The 18,738-nt window shown below is 60.2% G+C and carries 24 protein-coding genes; 4 read left to right on the forward strand and 20 right to left on the reverse strand.

What is annotated here, in order from left to right; translation table 11 throughout:
- Positions 1-113: 113 nt before the first annotated feature.
- From EN780_RS10405 to EN780_RS10420, 4 genes are read right to left on the reverse strand one after another with little or no spacing between them, the layout of a single operon-like run.
- Complete coding sequence (locus tag EN780_RS10405; protein WP_128273543.1) at positions 114-302, reverse strand: hypothetical protein; 189 nt, start codon at positions 300-302, stop codon at positions 114-116.
- Positions 281-538 carry an ABC transporter permease gene (locus tag EN780_RS10410; RefSeq protein ID WP_128273545.1) on the reverse strand — a complete coding sequence of 86 codons (258 nt, stop codon included), beginning with the start codon at positions 536-538 and terminating at the stop codon, positions 281-283. Before EN780_RS10410 ends, EN780_RS10405 begins: the two co-directional genes overlap by 22 nt.
- A 2-nt stretch (positions 539-540) precedes the next feature.
- Positions 541-744, reverse strand: coding sequence for a hypothetical protein (locus tag EN780_RS10415; RefSeq protein WP_128273547.1), 204 nt, complete (start codon positions 742-744; stop codon positions 541-543).
- Entirely contained in the window at positions 741-1,421 is a 681-nt protein-coding gene (locus EN780_RS10420) for a glycosyl hydrolase 108 family protein (protein ID WP_128273549.1), read from the reverse strand. Before EN780_RS10420 ends, EN780_RS10415 begins: the two co-directional genes overlap by 4 nt.
- Positions 1,422-1,604: 183 nt before the next feature.
- On the opposite strand from EN780_RS10420, the gene EN780_RS41335 reads away from it, so the two are divergent.
- Entirely contained in the window at positions 1,605-2,111 is a 507-nt protein-coding gene (locus tag EN780_RS41335) for a CatB-related O-acetyltransferase (RefSeq protein WP_281035359.1), read from the forward strand.
- Here the strand turns inward: EN780_RS41335 and EN780_RS10430 are convergent.
- The 15 genes from EN780_RS10430 to EN780_RS10500 form a co-directional block, all read right to left on the reverse strand.
- Positions 2,104-3,096 carry a hypothetical protein gene (locus EN780_RS10430; protein WP_128273553.1) on the reverse strand — a complete coding sequence of 331 codons (993 nt, stop codon included), beginning with the start codon at positions 3,094-3,096 and terminating at the stop codon, positions 2,104-2,106. The genes EN780_RS41335 and EN780_RS10430 overlap by 8 nt on opposite strands.
- A 68-nt stretch (positions 3,097-3,164) precedes the next feature.
- Complete coding sequence (locus EN780_RS38775; RefSeq protein ID WP_187331319.1) at positions 3,165-3,341, reverse strand: hypothetical protein; 177 nt, start codon at positions 3,339-3,341, stop codon at positions 3,165-3,167.
- 450 nt (positions 3,342-3,791) lie between these two features.
- Entirely contained in the window at positions 3,792-4,049 is a 258-nt protein-coding gene (locus EN780_RS10440; RefSeq protein ID WP_128273555.1) for a hypothetical protein, read from the reverse strand.
- A gap of 34 nt (positions 4,050-4,083) precedes the next feature.
- Positions 4,084-5,508 carry a hypothetical protein gene (locus EN780_RS10445; protein WP_128273558.1) on the reverse strand — a complete coding sequence of 475 codons (1,425 nt, stop codon included), beginning with the start codon at positions 5,506-5,508 and terminating at the stop codon, positions 4,084-4,086.
- Positions 5,483-5,746 carry a hypothetical protein gene (locus EN780_RS10450; protein WP_128273560.1) on the reverse strand — a complete coding sequence of 88 codons (264 nt, stop codon included), beginning with the start codon at positions 5,744-5,746 and terminating at the stop codon, positions 5,483-5,485. Before EN780_RS10450 ends, EN780_RS10445 begins: the two co-directional genes overlap by 26 nt.
- A complete protein-coding gene (locus tag EN780_RS10455; RefSeq protein ID WP_127284035.1) occupies positions 5,743-6,138 on the reverse strand; it encodes a hypothetical protein in 396 nt (131 codons plus the stop codon). The genes EN780_RS10450 and EN780_RS10455 overlap by 4 nt, the downstream gene beginning before the upstream one ends.
- 462 nt (positions 6,139-6,600) lie before the next feature.
- The gene (locus tag EN780_RS10460) at positions 6,601-7,530 is read right to left on the reverse strand and encodes a hypothetical protein (RefSeq protein WP_127284034.1); all 930 of its coding nucleotides are present in this window, start codon (positions 7,528-7,530) and stop codon (positions 6,601-6,603) included.
- Positions 7,527-9,116 (reverse strand): DEAD/DEAH box helicase family protein, encoded by a 1,590-nt coding sequence (locus tag EN780_RS10465; protein ID WP_210215034.1) that lies wholly within the window; start codon positions 9,114-9,116, stop codon positions 7,527-7,529. Before EN780_RS10465 ends, EN780_RS10460 begins: the two co-directional genes overlap by 4 nt.
- On the reverse strand, positions 9,113-9,454 hold the full coding sequence (locus tag EN780_RS10470) for a hypothetical protein (protein ID WP_128273562.1): 342 nt from the start codon (positions 9,452-9,454) through the stop codon (positions 9,113-9,115). Before EN780_RS10470 ends, EN780_RS10465 begins: the two co-directional genes overlap by 4 nt.
- Before the next feature lies 1 nt (position 9,455).
- On the reverse strand, positions 9,456-10,478 hold the full coding sequence (locus EN780_RS10475; protein ID WP_127284032.1) for a hypothetical protein: 1,023 nt from the start codon (positions 10,476-10,478) through the stop codon (positions 9,456-9,458).
- Complete coding sequence (locus EN780_RS10480; protein ID WP_128273564.1) at positions 10,475-10,669, reverse strand: hypothetical protein; 195 nt, start codon at positions 10,667-10,669, stop codon at positions 10,475-10,477. Before EN780_RS10480 ends, EN780_RS10475 begins: the two co-directional genes overlap by 4 nt.
- Positions 10,659-10,868, reverse strand: a complete 210-nt coding sequence (locus EN780_RS40555; RefSeq protein WP_127284030.1) for a DNA-binding protein — start codon at positions 10,866-10,868, stop codon at positions 10,659-10,661. The genes EN780_RS10480 and EN780_RS40555 overlap by 11 nt, the downstream gene beginning before the upstream one ends.
- A 115-nt stretch (positions 10,869-10,983) precedes the next feature.
- Entirely contained in the window at positions 10,984-12,036 is a 1,053-nt protein-coding gene (locus tag EN780_RS10490; RefSeq protein WP_128273566.1) for a hypothetical protein, read from the reverse strand.
- 26 nt (positions 12,037-12,062) lie between these two features.
- Positions 12,063-13,232, reverse strand: coding sequence for a site-specific integrase (locus tag EN780_RS10495; protein ID WP_128273568.1), 1,170 nt, complete (start codon positions 13,230-13,232; stop codon positions 12,063-12,065).
- Positions 13,233-14,239: 1,007 nt separating this feature from the next.
- Positions 14,240-14,806, reverse strand: a complete 567-nt coding sequence (locus EN780_RS10500; protein WP_128273570.1) for a DUF2569 family protein — start codon at positions 14,804-14,806, stop codon at positions 14,240-14,242.
- Between the two features lie 429 nt (positions 14,807-15,235).
- Here EN780_RS10500 and EN780_RS10505 point away from each other — a divergent pair, with 429 nt between their 5' ends.
- Positions 15,236-15,943, forward strand: coding sequence for a class I SAM-dependent methyltransferase (locus EN780_RS10505; protein WP_128273572.1), 708 nt, complete (start codon positions 15,236-15,238; stop codon positions 15,941-15,943).
- A gap of 91 nt (positions 15,944-16,034) precedes the next feature.
- On the opposite strand, the gene EN780_RS10510 is transcribed toward EN780_RS10505, so the two are convergent.
- Positions 16,035-16,676 carry a TetR/AcrR family transcriptional regulator gene (locus tag EN780_RS10510; protein ID WP_128273574.1) on the reverse strand — a complete coding sequence of 214 codons (642 nt, stop codon included), beginning with the start codon at positions 16,674-16,676 and terminating at the stop codon, positions 16,035-16,037.
- Between the two features lie 92 nt (positions 16,677-16,768).
- Here EN780_RS10510 and EN780_RS10515 point away from each other — a divergent pair, with 92 nt between their 5' ends.
- Together EN780_RS10515 and EN780_RS10520 are read left to right on the forward strand one after the other, a co-directional pair.
- Positions 16,769-17,851, forward strand: coding sequence for a spermidine/putrescine ABC transporter substrate-binding protein (locus tag EN780_RS10515; RefSeq protein WP_128273576.1), 1,083 nt, complete (start codon positions 16,769-16,771; stop codon positions 17,849-17,851).
- Between the two features lie 7 nt (positions 17,852-17,858).
- Complete coding sequence (locus EN780_RS10520) at positions 17,859-18,725, forward strand: ABC transporter permease (protein WP_128273578.1); 867 nt, start codon at positions 17,859-17,861, stop codon at positions 18,723-18,725.
- Positions 18,726-18,738 lie beyond the last annotated feature (13 nt).

Consider the following 18,738-nt stretch of genomic DNA (forward strand, 5'->3'; position numbering starts at 1 on the left):
GATCATCTCACGGATCTTGTAGCGATGGCGCGAGAGAGCCCGCAGGATGCCGCCAGCGAGGCCGGCAGCCACTACAGGGCCTTTGATGCCGAGGAAGTCGAGAAATTCGTGCATCATGGCCTCCAGCCGCAGAGCTTGGCGCCCTTGAGATTGTGCGCGAGTGCCGACCGCGCTTCGGTCGCTGTCATGTCTTTGACGGGATTGCGGTTCGGCTTCTCGACGTCGCAGAAGCTGCCGCCCCCGTGCTGGCAAGCGGCAAGGGCGACGAAGGCAGCCAGGGCTAGGATTTTGGACGCGACCATTTGGCCTGCTCCTTCAGAACCTCGGCGTCAGACATGCCGGCAACGGCCTGGTCGATCTTGTCTGCCTCGTTACGGGCGGCCAGCCGCTCTACAGCCTGCTTGTTGCGTTCTGCCTTGGCGCCGGAGAGACGGCCCTCAGCCCACGCGCCAACCGCCATGACGATGCCCGCGCCGATCGCGATGACGACTGGATTGCGCAGGAACGATTCGAGGAGCGCGGTGAACACCTCGACCATGGTCAGTGCTCCCAGCCGAACTTGCGGGCCATCCAGTGCCAGGCTTCAGTCACGCCGCCGATCGCCAGCCCTAGCCCGGTTTCCAGAGCCATCTGGATGTCGGGGTCGGCAGAGAAGGCCGAAGCGTCGTCAGAGCCGAGCAATCCGCGCGCGATAAGCACGCCGGCCCCGTAGCGCAGCGCAATGCGGGTAATGACGGCGGTCATGGTGACTTCCTTCCGAACACGGCTTTGAGGACTGCGAACAGCGCAGCCCAGAGCGGATTGCGTTCCTTGGCGGCAGCGGCAGGCGTAGGAGTCTGCCCCATGGTCGTCGGCGACGTCGCGGTGGGGAGCGGCGAAGTCGACGCGGGCTGAACGAAAACAGGCTCGGCCATCATCATGGCCTGGATGCGCACCGACACCACGCGGCTCTGCCAGCCCCTGCCGAAGGTCGGCCAGGTCGGCAGCCGCTTCAGGAACGCCAGCCGGGCATCGCAGAGCGTATCGATGACGACGCCGGCCGGCTTGGCGCGCACCGCGGCAAGTGTCGCCGGCCCAATGCGGCCATCCTGGACCACGCCGACGCCGCATGCGGCTTGGAGGTATTTCGCCGCCCTGCCCGGCCCGCTGTTCACGGCAAAGTCGAACACGGCATAGTCGACGCCATCCGGCAGCTCAGCGCCGGCCACCGCGTCCCAGTAGAAACGCCGGTAAACCGTGGCGATCTGTTCATCCGTGATCTTCCGAAGATCGGCCCTGGTGGCGTTGGCTTTCACGTAGCGGCGGAAGTTCGCCAGCGTCACACCACGCATTGTCGCGCCGCCTGGGTCCGCCGGATTGTCCGACCAGCCGCCTTCTGACTTCAGCACAAGGGCTAGAGAACGCGCAAAGTTTCGGTCCATCGGCGGCCGTTCGCAACGGTGCCATCCTGTCCGCGCACATGGCGAAACTCTAAGCCGCTTGAATAACGGCAGAGATTTACCTAGTGCTGACGCGGAATCACGGGGTGCTTCAACATGTCGAAACTTACCGCTTGGCTGCGTGAGAAAAGTATTCTCAGATCGAAGCTGAAGGTGCCCGCACATGTGACGGTCGGTCGCGATTGCCACGGGATCAGCGACGGGAATTTCTACAATGTTACGGCGAAGTCGCCTGTCATTATCGGGTCGTTCTGCTCGATCGCGCCGGGAGTGCTGTTCCTTTGCCAGGGCGATCACCGAACAGACACCGTGTCGACGTTTCCGTTCCAGTCGCGCACCTTCAAGACCAAGACGAACCTCGAGTACCTGACCTCTAAAGGCCCTATTGTCGTCGGCAATGACGTCTGGATAGGCTCTCGCGCCATCATCCTGTCGGGCGTGAAGATCGGACATGGCGCGGTCATCGCCGCTGGCAGCATCGTCACCAAGGACGTTGAACCCTATGCCCTTGTCGGCGGCAATCCGGCGAAGCTGATCAAGCGCCGGTTTCCTGATGAGACGGTTGCCGCGCTGCTGGAAATCCAATGGTGGAATTGGCCAATCGAACGAATCAAGAAGGAACGTGCCGCCTTCGACCTTCCGGCTGAAGAGTTCGCGCGGCGGTTTAGCTGATTCTCAGGAACAGGGTGACATGTGGATTGACCGAATAGCCCATGCATCGCCATGTTCCAGCGGGTGCTCCACCCACCGTGACGCCGCCCGAGTTTGAATAGAGGCAGCTGGATCCAGCTATCGTGTCGCCAGGGTTCAGAGTGGTGTTGGTTTTGAGAAATGCATACGTTCCGACCGCGCCCGTAGAGAGTGCGGCGGCGCCACCAGCATAGTCCAGAGCCGGTGACCACTCGGGCGCGGTTGCCCCGGCGTTCATCCGAAGCATCTGCAAAGCTGTCCCCTTTGCGAGCCTCGCCAGAGCTTTGGCGCTCGTGAGGTAGAGGACATCGCCAGCTACTGTGCCGGCGGGTAGGGCTGCGAAAATCTTCTGAGCGGCACCATCGCCGACGACAAGAACATCGTCATCCGTGTCCCATTGGACATCGCCTTCCGCCGTCGGCGTCGGCGCGGCGCTCTGCTTCAGTGTCAGAGTCGGGGTCGTGATCGTTGGTGAGGCGAAGGTGTTCGAGAGGGGAGCGACAGCCGCCCTTTGATATCCGACACACTTCCAGTTGCCGCCGCCAAGCGACCGCATGCGTGCGACGTCGCCTGCTGCCGTGGTGATATTCGCTGCGCCGGGCAGGAGGAGGCTGGCGCTGTGCGTGAGGGTCAGCGACGCGGCGAACACAAGATCCCGTTCGGCGCCGGCAGCGAGCGTGCCTAGCGCCGTGATGGTGACCGTGCCTGTGATGTTGACCAGCGTACCTGTAGTGTTTGCCAGGTTGACAGTAGCGGCCGATGCCATGTCCGCGCCAGCTGCGTTGAAGTTGTCAGCAGCTCCTACCGCCGTGCTTGATCCCGAGCCGCCAGCGGTGACAGGCCGGGCAGCGTTCGCGTCAGCCACCAGGTCGTCGACCAGCGCGTTGTACTTCGCCGATTCGATCGTTGTGTTCGGGTTGCCCTTGGTGCCCGGAGGGGCTGAATAGACACCACCAGCGCGCGGCATAGCTGCTCCAATCTATCGATTGGGCAGATGATCGGGGCGAGGTCCGCGAAAATGTAAGCTGCTTGAAGTCACTGGCTTTTTAGTATGCGTGCCTCGCGAAGAAGCGAGTTCGCATCATTGCCTATCAGGTCGATGAGTTCGCGCGCTTGGTCTTCGGTGATCCCGGTTTCGTGCATAAGAAAACGGACGCGAAAATCCTTCTCTGCCAGGATGCGTGCCTCACGTTCTTTTTGGGATTCGGCCATTAGAGGTCCCCAATTAACGGGAACTCTCCGCAGACGGCTAGGTTCCCGGCGCTGGTAGGCTTGTCAACGAACAAGCCCGTCGCCGGGGGACGGGGCGACGGGCTTCCTGCGATCCCTCAGTGGCTACACCCCGAGGGATCGACCACTTGCATTGACAATCCCCAAGTCGCGAACTCGTTCCCAAATGGAACACGTATTTCCGTCGCGTCCGCACCAGATCTGTGAGATAATGGCGGTTGCCGCGCCGAGGCGGCGGGGATGTCATTATCGCGTTGCAGTGGTGTCTACTGGCCCGCTGATCTGGAAATGCTCCAGCGGGTGTTTGATCGGTTGTGCGAGGAGCGACGCCTAGCCAAGAAAGATCGGAAGCAGTGCGAATGCCTGGCTATGGAAGTCTTCCAGGTTTTCGATGACGGAACTACCGACGAAAGCGCACTGTTGCGAGCTCTCTCAAAGCGCCGGAGCGCCGGGTGACTGGACGTCCTGGAGATGGAACGTCATCACCACCTGCATAAGCTGGCGGCCGGCTTCATCGCGGACCTTGAATGACAACTCCCGGTGGGGGCCGTCCGGTAGGACCTCTCTTATCACATCCACCAGTGCCCTCACTGCCTGGTGCTTGACGGCATCGAAGCTAGACAGCTCTGTCCCTTCGGTGTCGAGTTGAGCAACGTCATCATCATAAAAGTCGAAGAAATATAGTGCCATAGGGATTCAATCCCGAAACCGAAAGAAGGTTTCATCAGCCCCGAGCCCGGCGCCTCCTTACCATCGCGTCGACCGCCTCCTTGACCGTCTGCTGACTGCGTATCGTGCCGTCCGCCTGGCCGACGTACGCGCCCTTGTCGCCCACCGGCTTCTCGGCAGCCACAATAGCCTGCCGCCACGCGAGGCCGAGGTAGCGGAACGCTGATGCATAGTGCTCGGCCCAATTCTTGACCGGGATGTCGCGGAACGTCTTCTTCTCGTCGTCGTACTCGCGCCGGTAGGCCTTTAGGCCCTCGACGCCGTCGTTGACGCTGTCGGTGTTCCTGAAGCGCGCCACCTTGATCGTCTGCAGGCCGGCGTTGTTGCCCTCGGCCAGGCTGACCATGCCGACCATTTTCGGCTTGCGCCCGTGCGCCCTTAACGTGTCGAGCCGCGTGCGTTTCGTTCCCCACTGCGGATGCAGGATGTCATGCGGAACGAAGTCGTCGCCGTGGTAGCCCTGCTCGTCGAGCCACTTGCACCAATCCTCCAGGTCTTCGCTGTCGGGAACATAGAAGTCGACGATCAGCGGCATGCCGTCGATGACCTGGAAGCACCAGATCGGGTTATTGACCGCCTTGCCGAGATCCCACGCGGTATGCACCGGATACCGAGGATCGATGTCGAACGCGGTGCCGATGCGCCCCATTCGCTCGGCACGAGCTATCTCTGCGCCCCAATAGGAGCCGATCAGCGCGCCCGCGAATGAGCAATAATACTCCTGGTCGATGAGCATGTCGGCCGTTTCCTTGCCGAACAGGCCCACATAGATCGCTCGCTGCTCCTCGATCGTCACTTCGTCGATGGCGCCGGTAGCCGAGGCCGGCAGTACTTCGCTGAACCAGCCACGCGGGTTCGTTACCGGATCAAAGACGTTGCCCTTCACCGCGTCGAGCATGCCTTTAAAGTGATTTCCGCCGCGCGGCGTGCTGATGAACGAGGCCCAACCGCCATTTTCGGCCAGGATCGGCGCGAGATAGGCCCACGCCGCGGGATTAGCCAACGCCCATTCCGAAAACGTAATGCCAACCGGCGGCGAGCCGACCAACGAATTGAAATTATCGCTGCCAACAATTTGGAAAGTGGATCCGACCTTGAACCGAACGAACATCTCGTTGTCGTTCATGTTCTCGATCAGCGGTTCCGGAAACGCTTCGAACAGGCGTCTCTTGCCGGTGTGAGGGTTGACCGCATTCCAGATCGCTTTCCGCGCCTGTGCGGCCTCGGGCAGCATGTGCCAATAAGTGCCCGGCCTCTCGTGGGCAGACACCGCGTGCATATTCAGGTTGATTTCATCCTTGCCAGCGCGGCGGTGCCAGACCAAGAGCTGGCGCTTGCAGCCCTGCTCCCATGTGTTCCAGGCGTTCCGCTGATACCAGCGCGGGCGCCAGCCACTATTTGGGAGTTGGATCGTCGGCATCCGACCCCGCAAGCTTCAGGACTTGAACCGTGAGCGGCCCATCAAGCTTGGCGTCCACCTGGAGAGGTATCACCTTGCCGACAAGACCGCAGAATGTGCGGGGGTCTTCGGTTGCAAGCTTGACGAGATAGTCGACGCCGCCGGCCTTCTCAAAAGCCTCTGTCACGGCTTCCTTGATGGAGGCCGTGACCTTGTTGGGCGTGCCGGCGACCCTGCCGCCTGTCTTCCGTCCCTTCATCTAGTTTTCTCTACTGTAGACGCGTCGCTTTCTCGCATCCTGATTAGGACAAGGCGCTTTGAAACTCCTAGACGCTTGGCGATTTCGCGCGGCCGATAGCCGTCGTCGAGCAACCGCCTGATCTCTCGACGGCGCTTTTCGGCCATCTGGATCTTCCGGTGCCGAAAGGGTCGGTCGGCGCGCGGGTCCTTGAGGCGTTTTGCCCGGGCGATGCACTCGACCACGGTGCTGATGGATATATCCAACTCCTCGGCAATGGTCGAATAGCTGGCCATGCCTTCCCACAAATCGAGAATGCGATTCCTCGTCCTGGCAACTCGCGGGTGTGTCTTGCCTCCGCGCTTGTTGAAGGACGAGAACTGATAGAACCTAAGCGGCTGCTGTTGTGTCATCTCTACCTCTGTCTTCGGGACTGCCCTAATCCCGGGATCCTCTTCTCCAGACACACTTCGCCCGTCAGGAGCGAAGCGTGACGCGCTACCGTGCCGATCGGGACGGGTACGCGCACATCTGGATAGGTGATTGTCTCGGGGGAGAGACGCGGACCGGGGTTACCCTGTCGGCCCTACACCTGCCTCGACTGGCAGCGGCACCTCTCAAAGACCATCCAGACGATCAGGGAGAGGCTGCACCTCGTTTCCGGGTGCGTCCTGTGTGGGTAGTGGTGCCTCTGCGATCGGAGCCGGTCTCGTATCCCGGATTGTCTCCGCCCGGCGCGGCCGGGGCTCGGTGCAGAATATGTTGTCGCTGTTGTCCGGCGCGACGAACGGCTTTACCAGACCGCTCCCGGATGCAGGCTCAGGCGATGACGCCGCTGCCAGCATGGCCTTGGCACCTTGCGGCCGATCGACTTCTTACATGGTCGCCTCCCGCAGGAAGTTGGACACCATGCGCTGCATCGGGAAGATGCCTTCCCGAAGATGCACGTCGTTCAGATCGTCACCGAGCTTCGGCGGCATAAGGAAGGGGATGTTGGCCTGGCGAGCGAAATACTCGCCGGTGCCGAGCCCGCCGTATTGCGTCAGCGGCTTGTCATTGTCGGTGAGGATGGCGCGGCGCCCCTTGGTCGACCGCGCGACCGCCAAGACATTGTAGGCCGAGAAGCAGCACAGGATGCAGTCGTTCCGGTGCAGCGCCTTGACCACCGCCCGCAGCGAAAGTGCTGTTGCGTAGCCCTCGCAGAGCCACGTGAAGGCACCGGCCGAAACACGATGGCAGGCGCGTTCCATCTCGCCCCCGGCCAGGAACTTCTTCGTTCCGTCTTCCCAGATCAGTTGCAGGCTCGACACGTTGGAGCCGATGCGAGCCGGGATCAGGATCGCCCGCTCGCCGCCGTTGTCCGGCAGGAGGTAGGAGCTGTATTCGCCGCCGATCGCCTTGACTGTGTCGGCCGCGATGACCAGCGCACGCTCGTGCGGGAAGCCCTTGTTGCTCAGGTAGGGATGTTGCGATGGCGAGGCCTTCGCCATCATCGCCTGTGCCTTGCTGGCCGCCTCTTTGGCACGCTGCAGCTTGTTCTTGTTGGCCGCCTCGATGTCGCGCGCGATCTTGCGGCGCTCGACGGGGGAAACATCATCCTTAAGCCAGACGGTCACTTTTTCGCCGGTCTGCCAGTTCCAAGCGGTGACGTTCAATTCGTTGACGATCACGCGCCCGTCACCCTTGCCGGACTTGCCCGCCAGCGTGTCGGTCTTCAGCCACTGACCGAAGCGCGTCAACGCCTTGGGCGGGAGGATGCCGGCCTGATCGCAGGCGTTGCTGATGGCTTGGTCGATGGTCGTCATGCAGCCCTCCGCTGCGAACCTTTGCGGAAGCGCTTCACCTCACGCTCGACCAGTTGCCACTCATCAACCTGCACCTTTGTCGGTTCGCAGGCCGTCTCGTAGAGCCCGTAGGGAAGCTTGCTACCGGGATAGATGCCACGCCAGATGCCATAGGCCCATTTGCGCGAGGCCTCGTCGCCCTTCCTGCCGTTTGAGAGGCAGTAGGCCAGGGCGGTGTTCCATATCGCGCGTGGATCATCGAGGCATTTGGCTCGCAGGCCCTTGCGCGGTTCAAAGGCGTTCCTGATCGAGAAGTCGACGTCGATCAGCTCGCCTTCAACCACCTGGATCTCGCCGTACTTCGGCCGGCGCCAACCACACGACAGGCAGGTGTCGTGGTGCGGTTCCATCTGTAGACAGCACTCGCCGCAGAAATATTTCTGCTTCACACGCTCGACCGGTTCGCGCGCTTCGCTGTCCTTTTTCTGAGCGCTCGACAGACTGTCCACCCCATGCTCGAACAGCCAGGCGGTATCTTCAGCGAAGGTGACGCAGTTGCCGGAGTGATCCAGCCACAGGCCGAACTCCTTGCCGTCTGCGATGCGCATCACGCGCCCCAGCTCCTGAACGTGCGAGCTGAAGGACTTCCGGTAGGGTCGACAGGAGATGCCGCATTTTACGTCCGGCACGTCGAAGCCCTTCGTCAGTACCGCGCACGACACCAGGCCGTGAATGGCGCTGTCCGGCTTGCGGAACTCTTCGATCTTTTCGCGCCTTTCGTTGTCGGACGCGTCGAGATAGCTGATCTGCTGGAAGTTGAAGCCAGCCGCGGCGAATTGGCGGCAAAGCTCTTCGCCGTGCGCAACCGACGGCGAGAAAACGATGGTCTTCACCGGCCGGCCGAAATGCTTCTGCGTCTGTTGAACCCAGGTGTGGATGACGTCGCCGATGATCGTGATGCCGCGCTGGCCAGCGTCGGTGTCGTCGTATTCTCCTGTGAACGCCTTCTTCGCGCCCTTCATGTCCGGCGTGACGCAGGCCTTGATCTTGAGCGGCGTCAGCCATCCGTCGGCCAGAAGCTGGTTCGTCGTCGCGCCGTTGACCAGCGCGTCCCAATGCTCGGCCATGCCGTCGGTGAAAGGTGTTGCGGTGAGGCCGACGACGATCGCGTCTTTCGCGCGCTCGATCAGCTGCAGTGTGGTCTGGTATTCGCAGTGCGCTTCATCAACGATGATGAGCTTCGGCAGATCGTCGTCGGAATATTTGCGGCGGCCGACAGTCTGGGCCGAGGCAACTTGCACCGGCTTTGCCGCGTCGGTCAGCCAGTGGTTGGCCTGGACGATGCCATGATCAATGCCATACTTCGCGAAGCGCTCGCTGGTCTGGTCGATCAGGGTAACGCGGTCGACGATGAACCAGGCTCTAGATTTCTTGGCCTGGTTCTTGGTCACCAGGTCGATTGCGGTCTCCGTCTTTCCGAACGCCGTCGGCGCCACCAGGATGATGCGCCGGGCGCCTTCGCGGATACGCTGACGCAACAGCTCTTCTGTCCGGACTTGATGCGGACGGAGCTCGATCTGCTGGTGCATCGGAAGAAGCGCGTTCATGCGGCCCTCGGTGCTTCGTCGATCATCCTGCCGCAGGTCGTCAGGAACCATGACCATTCCATTGCGTCGGCGGTCGCCGGTTTTGTCTTCGTCAGGTAGCGTGCGAACTGTTCCGCCCATTCGCGAGGCGCGCCGCCGTCGACCTCAATGATCGCCGCGCGCTCTTCGAACTCGACGTTCTCATCAGACCGCAGATATTCGGCGATAGCCTTCCTGTGCTTCGCGACGTAGGCGCCGGCCGCCGGAGGCAGCTTCTGCCGATTGACGATGCGCAGGGAATTGCCGTCCAGCACGATGTTCGCGCCGAACGACCTTACCCGGTCGACGAGATCGGCCACGTCAGTCAAGCCGGATCACCTCGTCAGACTGCTGATCGATCGGGATGACGACGTCGCTGGACCAGCCGAGATCGGTAGCGCGCTTCTGCCAGGACTTGGCGCGCTTCATCCAGCCAGCTTTGTCTTCGCTTTCCTGGATCAGCCGGGCATTGAGGGAGCGAATCTCTTCGTCCTTGCCGGCAATGACCGCGTCGAACCCACCTTTCTGGTATTGGACCCACATGTCGCCGAACTTGGCGTTTTCCGCCTTCAGGTCGGCGTTTTCGGCCTCGACGATGCGAACATGCTCTTCTAGTTCACCCACCCGCTCGCCAGCATCGGCAGCCGCGCTTGAACCGCTGGCCCTTACCTGGGCAACCGCTTCATCTCGGGCAGCAGCATGTTGCTTGACGGCGTCGGGGAGACCCGCGCGGGTTTCGTCGCGCTGGCGATCGTTCTCCGCCTGTTGCGCCTGCTTTTCGGATCCGGCTGCCCCACTTTTGGTATCGCCGGCATTGGCTTTGCCGATGCGGGAAGTATCCATTGAGGACACGTTGCCGTGTCGGTCTCTGTAGGTGCGCTCACTGGGAGAATTCCTACCTAGATCCTCTCGCACGTCTTTTACGAGATGGTTGGAGACGTAGCACTTTCTGGCGATTTCCCAATCTGACCAAGACGACCAGTCTGGATCATTCAACAGGGTTTCGACCGCCCTGCGTTTGTCAGCTCGGGTGCGTTTCAGACCGTGGGTTGCGTTGGCCCCGACGGAAAACAGGATCGCATCGCGGCGCGTCCCCTGTTTGATTTCGGCGGCGATCTTCTTCTTGCCGGCCATCACGTGGGCCTCGTACCTGTGGAAGCCGTCGGCCAGCCAATTGGCCTCGCCATCGTTGAAGATGACGACTGGCGGGAAGGAAACACCGTCCGCAATGTCTTCGGAATATTCGAACGCCACCGACTTATCGATGACGGCTCGCGATTGCGTGCCACCATCGGTCCGGATGCTGGCGAGTTCGATAAGCGGGAAATCCTTCTTCTTGATCATGCTGCACTTTCGCAGCGCAGCGGCGACATGTTCGGCCCGCGCTCGGATTCAGTGAAGAGATAATGGAACCTGGCAAACGCCTTTCCCGACGCAGCCGCATCGGCGGGGGCTTTAGTCTCGGCGGCTCGAGTAGCCAGTTTGCGCCACTCGTCGAAAGCGCCTTCCTGCTCGGTGGTGAGGTCATTGGCCATTCGAGACACCCATGTCCCGTGAGGCCTTGGCCTTTTCGATTACGGCAGAGATTTCCGACTTCGGCCAGCGGCTAAGAGCGCCGATCTTAACCGGCGGCGGTACGGTGCGGTCAGCGACGCGTCGCCAGAATGTAGGGACGCTAACCTGCAAGAAAGCTGCGCTTTCCTTCGCGGTCAGCAATGGATCAGTGAGATGCATTTATCAGCCCTTCTGCCGCGACTCCGTGCGGGATGGGATGATGTTCACTGATCCGGGCTGGTTTAGTCCAATAAATGCGAGCCGATAAATGGGCCTTTCGAGCCGGAAATAGCTGCTAATTTGCAGCGTATTTTCCGGCATCAATTTCCGGCACGCGAGGCTGATGCTTCAGCGGCCAAATGTAGTCCTGAGCGGTGGTGCGGCCAATATCGACTTTGTATGCCTTCTTCACGAAGGACATGACGTCCTGTACCAGCGACTCCTGCTTCACGGGCGTCTCATCGGCTGCAATCCTGTCGTAAAATAGATTTCGAACGACATCCCGGATAGGCAAGCCGCCCTTTGGGGGGCGGCCTCTGGGTCGCGTCGCCAAGGATGTCTGCTCTGTCTTGGTGTCCTCGATCGCCATTACAACTTCTCCGAAGGCTCGCGCCTCGAACGTGAATGACGGGCAAGTTGGCTGGGGGAAAACAGATAGCAGATCGGCTGTTTTTACCTGCGCCAGCCTGTATTTTTTTGCGATCGTTTTAAGGGTACTTTTTCGCCAATCGAAATTGCGTAGAGACCATACGTTCGCCGGAATGGTCTCAAAGGCTCCCACCTCCTCTATGGGGCGATACTGCGCGGTTTCGTCTTGCTCCCAGTCTACGAAATCGACCCAGCCCTCGGCCTTCAATGTGCCTTCGGTTAGCGCCTGGAATATTACCGCATGGGCGCGATCGACAATCGGCACCATTGCTTCTTCAACTCCCTCCGCCCACTCCAATTCTGCTATTTCACGCTGTCGTTCCGCCAAATAGACGTCGAGCTCCCGCTGAAGTTGCTCCTTCTCTTCGGCCGACAGTCTTTCTGAAAATTTGAAGTCCCGTGCCCAATTTTTCTCGAAATCAGCTTTCGCCTCGGCTGATGTGCTTGACACCCCTTCCCTCGCAGATTGGTATCTGGCCCAGTCTACTTCGACTCCGGCCATTGCAAATTCCAGCGCAGAGTAGCCAACAGCGTCGTAACTTTCGGGCTCCCCGGATTCGAGGAACGCTTCCGGGATACCCCTAGCATCCCCCTTGTCTTCATAGTGAAACCACTCAGGAGCACGCCCGAACACAACCCAAAAGGCAGCTTCTTGGATATAGCACGTGTCCGGCATTTCGTATTGCTTGAACAAAAGCATTGTCTCTATCCTACCAATTTAACGATCTAAGCTTGGCTTCCGAGAACATGTGTCGCCCAACGTTCCATAAGAATGCGTCGCTGCTCTAAGAAGTCCGTCCGCCGATAGGCGCGCTCGACAGCGCCGCCCACGAGATGGCCGAGAACCGTTTCTGCAATCTCATGGGGGGTGTCGGTGGATTCGGCGATCCAGTCGCGCAGGCTTGATCGGAAGCCGTGCGGCCTCGCCTCCATGCCGGCACGCTCCATAAGGCGGCTCATCGTCATGTCGGAGATCACGCCCTTCTTGACGCTCGGGAAAAGGTAACCGCCGCGAGCATGGCGCTTCGCGTCAGCGACGACCTTCAGCGCTACGGTCGAGAGCGGAACCCGGAAGTCGGCTGTCTTGTCGACGCGGCCCTTCATCGCTTCTGCCGGGATCGTCCAGACGTCGCCGTCTATCTGCCTTTCATGGATGAAGCGAACCGGTGCCGAGCGAGCGCCAGTTAGGATCAAAAAGCGCAGCGCAAGGTGCGTGACAGACCCGTCGTTGATTGACGCGTAGAACGCTGGGACTTCCTGCCACGGCAGCGCCGGAATGTTTTGCGACTTGTGGCGCTGCCTGCCGAGCAAGGCGCGCGCCTTTGCCGTGACCTGCAGGTCAACCTCGATTCCGAGCGCGGCAGCGTGCTTTATGCAGATAGAAAGCCTGTTGAGCCCTTTCCTGGCCGTGTCGGCTTTCGTGTGCCAGATAGGGCTGAGTACATCGCGAATTTCCTGCTGAGACAGATCGGAGACAGGGACTTTCCCAAGCTTGGGAAGGATGTGCTGCTCCAGAGGTGTGAACCACCGGCCAGCCTTCCCCTCGCCCTTAAGCTCAGCCTTGCGTGCCTCGAAGGCGTCGTCGGCGATGTCCTTCAGCAGATGCAGATTCCGGGCTGCTTCCCGCTTGAGGCGATCGCGCTCCTTGATGGGGTCGACGCCGGTCCGCAACGTGCCTCGCCAACGTTCAGCACTATCGCGTGCTTCCTTCAGCGATACCTCGGTCCACGAGCCCAGGCCCATCTCTCGGCGCCGGCCGTGGATGGTGTATCTAAGCACCCATTGCCCGCCGCCATCTTCCCTCTTGTGAAACCACAGACCGCCGCCATCGGCATGCTTGCCGGTTCTCGCAGACTTCACAGAGACAGCGCTAAGTCGGTTGAGCCCACGCCCCATTCAATCCACCCGCCTATCCACCTTTTGGCCCGAGATGAGCCAATACAGGATGATAGATTATGAGTTCGAACGAAACAAGAACCCACAGCAAATTCAAGGGGATTGGGATGGGCTGAGACGGCTTGAAACGCAATGATATTGGTTTGATATGCCGTCCGGGGGCACCAGCTGTCTGATCAACTTCCAGTCTGATGCCGCAGATCAAGAGGGGTAACGGGCGCGTTCGGGAGTGCCGCGTTCCGGCATCTCGCCGCTGTTTCCATAGCTTTGAAGGAGGCGATGAAATTACCCACACGGTTACCCCGTGGGGTGGCCACATTGGAATCTCGCACTCCGCTTTCCTCGCTCACGTTGCAGCGCCTGTCTGAATGCTTGCTGCTCTCCATAAGTCGGCAGCTTGTCTTGCGGCCTCTTGGCGAATTGTCGAACCCTGACTCCCGATGGCCCACTGATAGGAATTGCGCCGTGAGCGGGTGCTCTCAGCGTGATGGAGTGGGAAAATGTCTGTATGTGAAACTGAACATTGGGTCCTCGACTGTGGTTCAGGCGGGTGTGCGCTTTGGGAGGGGGAGGCTGGCGAGGTCCTGTTCTGGAAATGCTACCCCACCGTCGTGTCGGCGAGCCAAGTGGTCTCCGCGCGGAGGAAATCTCCTGGTGCTGAGCGGCTTGTTCTGGATCCTTCGCAAAAGATGACACTGTGCTACTCGGACCTAGATAAGTCGCAGATCGCCGAGGCCTTTAGGGAGTTGACCGGCCGCTCGGTCGTCGCATCGCAGACCGGAGACGCCGGCGTTCGGACGTTGTGCCAGACCGGCACCTTCAATGAACTGCTTCAGGCAAGCGGGCTGGTTCTTCAGAAGTAAGCACACCTCGGAAGACGCAAAACGGCCGTCCCCACGGTTGCAGTGGCTCATTGGGGGCGGTTCGTTGCGAATTTCGCGGCTAGTGTTGTTCGGTTTTGCTGCTTCCCTAAGGCCTTCCGGCTCGACTACGCGCGCGACGTTCCTCTACGAAGCACTCGCGACTTGGCCAGGTGCGCTTGTCCTGGTGAATGTGTTGCTTACCCTGACCGATCTGTAGACATAGGCGGCCCAAATCCCGGTAAAGACGAACGAAGCCAGGGGCGTTGCCAGCGCATCTCCGGCAAGTACCTGGTTGACCGGGACAGCAAGCACAGTTGAAATCCACGCCGTATCCAAAATGAAAGCGGCAGGAATCGCAAACCACTGGACTAGAAACAATTGCGGGAAGCGGTGGCTTCGCCGCAGCATCGAAACGAGCACAACCAGCTGAAGCGCCAGAAATGCGAGATTGAGAGCAACCTCGCCATAAACCGCCAGGGGTCCGTTTGGCAGAGTCATGAGTTGTTGGAAGCCTTCGGCCGAATTGCCCAGGCCGGCGAGTGTGCGCAGTGGTGCCAGTGCCTGACCTATCGCCAGCAGCATCAACCAGCCTCCAAACCCCACCAGGTCCGCCGGGCTCTGTGAAGGTTTTCTTGCAGACTGGACAGCGAAGAAGACAGGCACGCCGATCAGCAGCAGCACTATTGCCCAATGCCAAATGGAAAACTGCATTTCATACCCCCCCCCTGATGCACCAATAACGTGTATCAGATTTCAATCACATCTCAAGGGGGAAGTTCTCTGAGGCGCTCGCCGAGCGTCATTTCGCCATTCAACCAATTCCGGTGTTGCCCTCCGCACGATGGCCATTTGTGCGAGCAGCTTCGGTAGCCGTCGAACTTGATGTCATGCGACAAGTCGCCGTCCGTTGGCGGATCATCGAACCGCACCAGTTCCGTCCGTCTCAATGAACTTCAGCCGCTCACTGGCGTTAGGTTCGACTGCTCCTGACCGCGCTTCAAGCCAGGCAAGGCGATCCGCTTCCAGGTATTTTAGCAAAGTTGTATAAGTGCGTTTGTAAGCCCAGGGCGTTGGCCATAAAGATGTTCTGACGACCTGCACGTGACCCAAGGCCTGCCGCGCGGATGATTTGGGTGATTTATGTCCTACGAAGGTTACCACGAGTGGAAAGGATGGGACAAAGATCAATTCGGCAGATACGACAAAGGAGAGGATCTTTTTTATGACCTTGAGGTGGCGACGCTGCTTCCGAGCCCTAGCGAAAGCGTGTCGTCGATCTTTGAAATTGGATTCGGCAATGGGTCGTTTCTCGGCTGGGCACGCGAGAAACAATATGACGTATTTGGGTCAGAGCTTCAGCCAGAGCTGATTGGCCGCGCTCTGGATATGGGCTTCATAGTGAAAGATGGCATTGAAAATATGCCGGCGAGTTCGTTAAGCGCTGTGGTGGCATTCGATGTTTTCGAGCATATCCCTTACACGGAGCTACTGAAAACATGTAAATTTGCCTTCTCTGCTCTGAAACCGGGTGGCTATTTGATAGCCCGGTTCCCTAACGGCGATAGTCCATTCTCCCTTCCGATCCAGAATGCAGACGTAACGCATGTGCATGCCCTCGGTTCTGGCATCATACGTGAATTGATGCGTTCGGCTGGCTTTGTGATCGAAGAGCTTCGCGCGCCTAAGGAATCTCCCGTAACGTTGAAATCCAAGATCGCGCTTCCGATTAAGAAGGTAATGCGTTCGCTGTTCGCATACTATGTGCGGTTTGCGTATTTAGGCGGCGCTACCCCATCAACGTTCGCGCTGAACTATCTTCTGGTGGCTCGAAAACCGCACAAGGTATGAATTGCTCCGCACGATCCCGAAATCACAGATTCCAGAGAGTCTCTCGTGGAAGAGATCGATTCCAACAGCAGCGCCAACCTTAGGATCGTGATCAATTCGCCGCCTCCCCGGTTTTTGTCGCTGAGACGATCGCCGCCACCAAAATCCGGTTCTGCCGTCGTATCGCCGCGCGCAGCTCCGGTATCCTCGCCTCCTCGCGCTTCACGAACTCGATGAACATCATGTTCATGTTGTTGAAGATCAGTTCGCCCAACGCCGCCCCGTCGATGTCGGCGCGCACCAGGCCGATCTCCTGCAGGCGGGCTATCAGCGCGCGGATCTGCTCGGTCAATTCCCGGTCCAGCCCGGTGTAGGCCTGGCCGAACGGGCTGTCGGGCTGTTGCGTCGAGATCGCCATCGCCTGCCGCCACATCTCCTTGCTCAGATAATGCAGCGAATGCTCGATGTAGATGCCGAGCAGCGTGTCCAGCGCATCGCCGACATTGGCCGGCGGGCTGGCGACCACGCCTCGCCCTGCATTGAGCACCTCGTCGACCTCCATCGAGACGATGGCGCCGAGTATGTCACCCTTGTTCTGGTAGTAATTGTAGATCGTGCCGATCGACACCTCGGCTTGGGCGGCGATCGTTTCGATTTTGGCGCCCTCATAGCCGGCCTCGCGGAAAAGTGCTGCCGCCGCCTCGATGATGCGCCGGTGCCGGTCCGCCTTCTGCCTTGCTCGCAATCCGCTCATATCGCTTCCTTGCCACAAAAACAGAATTGACTCAATTTTAGAATTGGTTCAATTTTTCCTTAACAAGCCAGCAAGGCAGGGAGAACACTCGAATGTCACTGAAAACCACGAATCCGCTTTCCGCCCTGAAGTCGCAGCTTGCTGCCGCATGCGCGGCCACGGCGCTGCTGTTCGCGGCGGGCGCCGCTCAGGCCGCCGACCTCAACGCGCTGATCTGGTGCGACCATGCCGATCCGGCACTGCTCGACCCCTTCGAGACGGCCAACAACGTCAAGGTCAACGTCAAGGAATTCGAAGGCACCGGCGCGGGGCTCGCCATCGTCGAGCAGTCGCAGCCGGGCGACTGGGACGTGATGGTGATCGATTCCATCGATGTGCCGCGCGGCGTCGAGAAAGGCCTGTTCGAGCCGCTGCCGGAAGACAAGCTGCCCCTCGCCGACCTCTTCCCCGAAGTGAAGATGGACGGCTCTACGGTCGTCGGCGGCAAGCGCTACGGCATCACCGAAAAATTCGGCTACAACACCATCGGCTTCAACAAGACCAAGGTCGACCCGGCCGACATGCAGTCGCTGGCGGCACTCACCAGCGACAAGTACAAGGGCAAGGTCGCCATTTACGATTATTATCTTCCGGTCATCGGCATGGCGGCTCTGGCCATCGGCAAGAAGACGGCGGATCTCACCGAGGCCGACCTTCCCGCCATCAAGGCCGAGCTGCTCAAGATGAAGGCCAACGCCAAGCTGGTTGGCGAGGTCACCGCCAGCCAGACCGCTTTGGCCACCGGCGAGGTCGACATCCTGGTCGGCGGCGGCGAATGGGTGACAGCCGGTCTCGCCAAGGAGAACCCGGCGCTGGACTTCTCCATCCCGAAGGAAGGAGCGGTGCTGTGGTCGCAGTCGCTTGCCATGTTCAAGGATTCCAAGAACAAGGACATGGCGCTGAAATTCATTGAGTACATCATGAGCCCGGAAGGCCAGGCGCGGCTTGCCACCTCCTCCTGCTACTGGGGCATGCCGGCCAACAGCAAGGCGGCGCTGAGCGACGAGCAGAAGAAGATCCTGCGCTTCGACGAGCAGCCGGGCTTCCTCTCCCGCGCCCAGGCCTATCCGGCGCCGAACCCCGATCTCGACAAGAAGATGCAGGACGTCTGGACCGAAATGCTGCAGGCGCAGTAAGCGGCCGATGAGCGTTGCGGGAAACAAGTCGCGCGCCCTGCCCCGGGCGGGCCGTGCCCTGCCCTGGGCGCTGGTCACGCCGGCGCTCGGCTGGACGCTGGCGTTCTTCGTGCTGCCCTTCATCGCCATGGGGCTTTCCAGCCTCACGGCGCATGAAGGCGGCGGCTTCACTTTAGCCAACTACAGCCAGTTCTTCACCGACCCGTCCTATTGGCGGGCGATGGTGAACTCGCTGGAGGTGACGGCGATCGTCACCGTCATCTCGATCCTGCTCGCCTATCCCTTCGCCTGGATCCTCGCCGAACAGGTGCCGGAACGCTGGCAGCGGCTGGCGCTGATGCTGGCCGTGCTGCCGTTCTGGACCTCCTATGTCGTTCGCTCCTATTCCTGGCTGCTGGTGCTGGCACAGAACGGCGTCATCAACCGGACCCTCATAGGCCTTGGCCTCATTGCCGAGCCGCTGCAGCTTGCCAACACGCGTTTCGCCACCGTCACCGGCTTCGTGCACTTCTTCGTCATGCTGTTGACGCTCACCATCTTTGCCAACCTCAAGCAGCTCAGCCCTAGCTATCGCAAGGCGGCCGCCGACCTCGGCGCCGGGCCAGTGCGCACCTTCCTGCATGTCGTGCTGCCGCTGACCTTGCCCGGCATCATGGTCGGCGCCTTCCTCACCTTCGTGCTCTGCATCGGCGACTACATCACGCCGCAGATCCTCGGCGGCAACAATGAGCTGGTCATGCCGCAGCTCGTCATGATGCAGATCGGAAGGCGTGGCGATTTCCCCCTCGCCTCGGCGCTGTCGATCATCCTGATGGCGGTCGTAACCGTCGCCTACCTCGCCTGCGCCCGCTGGCTGAAGATCGAGCGGGCCTGACCATGCGCGCAAT

It is taken from the genome of Mesorhizobium sp. M4B.F.Ca.ET.089.01.1.1 (assembly GCF_004022605.1).
Taxonomy (GTDB): domain Bacteria; phylum Pseudomonadota; class Alphaproteobacteria; order Rhizobiales; family Rhizobiaceae; genus Mesorhizobium; species Mesorhizobium abyssinicae.

Coding starts and splice junctions, on each gene's coding strand:
- EN780_RS10480 (WP_128273564.1), bottom strand. CDS start 10,669: ATGGCCAATGACCTCACCACCGAGCAGGAAGGCGCTTTCGACGAGTGG.
- EN780_RS10490 (WP_128273566.1), bottom strand. CDS start 12,036: ATGCTTTTGTTCAAGCAATACGAAATGCCGGACACGTGCTATATCCAA.
- EN780_RS10505 (WP_128273572.1), top strand. CDS start 15,236: ATGTCCTACGAAGGTTACCACGAGTGGAAAGGATGGGACAAAGATCAA.
- EN780_RS10450 (WP_128273560.1), bottom strand. CDS start 5,746: ATGAAGGGACGGAAGACAGGCGGCAGGGTCGCCGGCACGCCCAACAAG.
- EN780_RS10410 (WP_128273545.1), bottom strand. CDS start 538: ATGGTCGAGGTGTTCACCGCGCTCCTCGAATCGTTCCTGCGCAATCCA.
- EN780_RS10495 (WP_128273568.1), bottom strand. CDS start 13,232: ATGGGGCGTGGGCTCAACCGACTTAGCGCTGTCTCTGTGAAGTCTGCG.
- EN780_RS10445 (WP_128273558.1), bottom strand. CDS start 5,508: ATGCCGACGATCCAACTCCCAAATAGTGGCTGGCGCCCGCGCTGGTAT.
- EN780_RS10515 (WP_128273576.1), top strand. CDS start 16,769: ATGTCACTGAAAACCACGAATCCGCTTTCCGCCCTGAAGTCGCAGCTT.
- EN780_RS10430 (WP_128273553.1), bottom strand. CDS start 3,096: ATGCCGCGCGCTGGTGGTGTCTATTCAGCCCCTCCGGGCACCAAGGGC.
- EN780_RS10465 (WP_210215034.1), bottom strand. CDS start 9,116: ATGAACGCGCTTCTTCCGATGCACCAGCAGATCGAGCTCCGTCCGCAT.
- EN780_RS10455 (WP_127284035.1), bottom strand. CDS start 6,138: ATGACACAACAGCAGCCGCTTAGGTTCTATCAGTTCTCGTCCTTCAAC.
- EN780_RS10520 (WP_128273578.1), top strand. CDS start 17,859: ATGAGCGTTGCGGGAAACAAGTCGCGCGCCCTGCCCCGGGCGGGCCGT.
- EN780_RS10510 (WP_128273574.1), bottom strand. CDS start 16,676: ATGAGCGGATTGCGAGCAAGGCAGAAGGCGGACCGGCACCGGCGCATC.
- EN780_RS10405 (WP_128273543.1), bottom strand. CDS start 302: ATGGTCGCGTCCAAAATCCTAGCCCTGGCTGCCTTCGTCGCCCTTGCC.
- EN780_RS10460 (WP_127284034.1), bottom strand. CDS start 7,530: ATGACGACCATCGACCAAGCCATCAGCAACGCCTGCGATCAGGCCGGC.
- EN780_RS10475 (WP_127284032.1), bottom strand. CDS start 10,478: ATGATCAAGAAGAAGGATTTCCCGCTTATCGAACTCGCCAGCATCCGG.
- EN780_RS10440 (WP_128273555.1), bottom strand. CDS start 4,049: ATGGCACTATATTTCTTCGACTTTTATGATGATGACGTTGCTCAACTC.
- EN780_RS10420 (WP_128273549.1), bottom strand. CDS start 1,421: ATGGACCGAAACTTTGCGCGTTCTCTAGCCCTTGTGCTGAAGTCAGAA.
- EN780_RS10415 (WP_128273547.1), bottom strand. CDS start 744: ATGACCGCCGTCATTACCCGCATTGCGCTGCGCTACGGGGCCGGCGTG.
- EN780_RS38775 (WP_187331319.1), bottom strand. CDS start 3,341: ATGGCCGAATCCCAAAAAGAACGTGAGGCACGCATCCTGGCAGAGAAG.
- EN780_RS10500 (WP_128273570.1), bottom strand. CDS start 14,806: ATGCAGTTTTCCATTTGGCATTGGGCAATAGTGCTGCTGCTGATCGGC.
- EN780_RS40555 (WP_127284030.1), bottom strand. CDS start 10,868: ATGCATCTCACTGATCCATTGCTGACCGCGAAGGAAAGCGCAGCTTTC.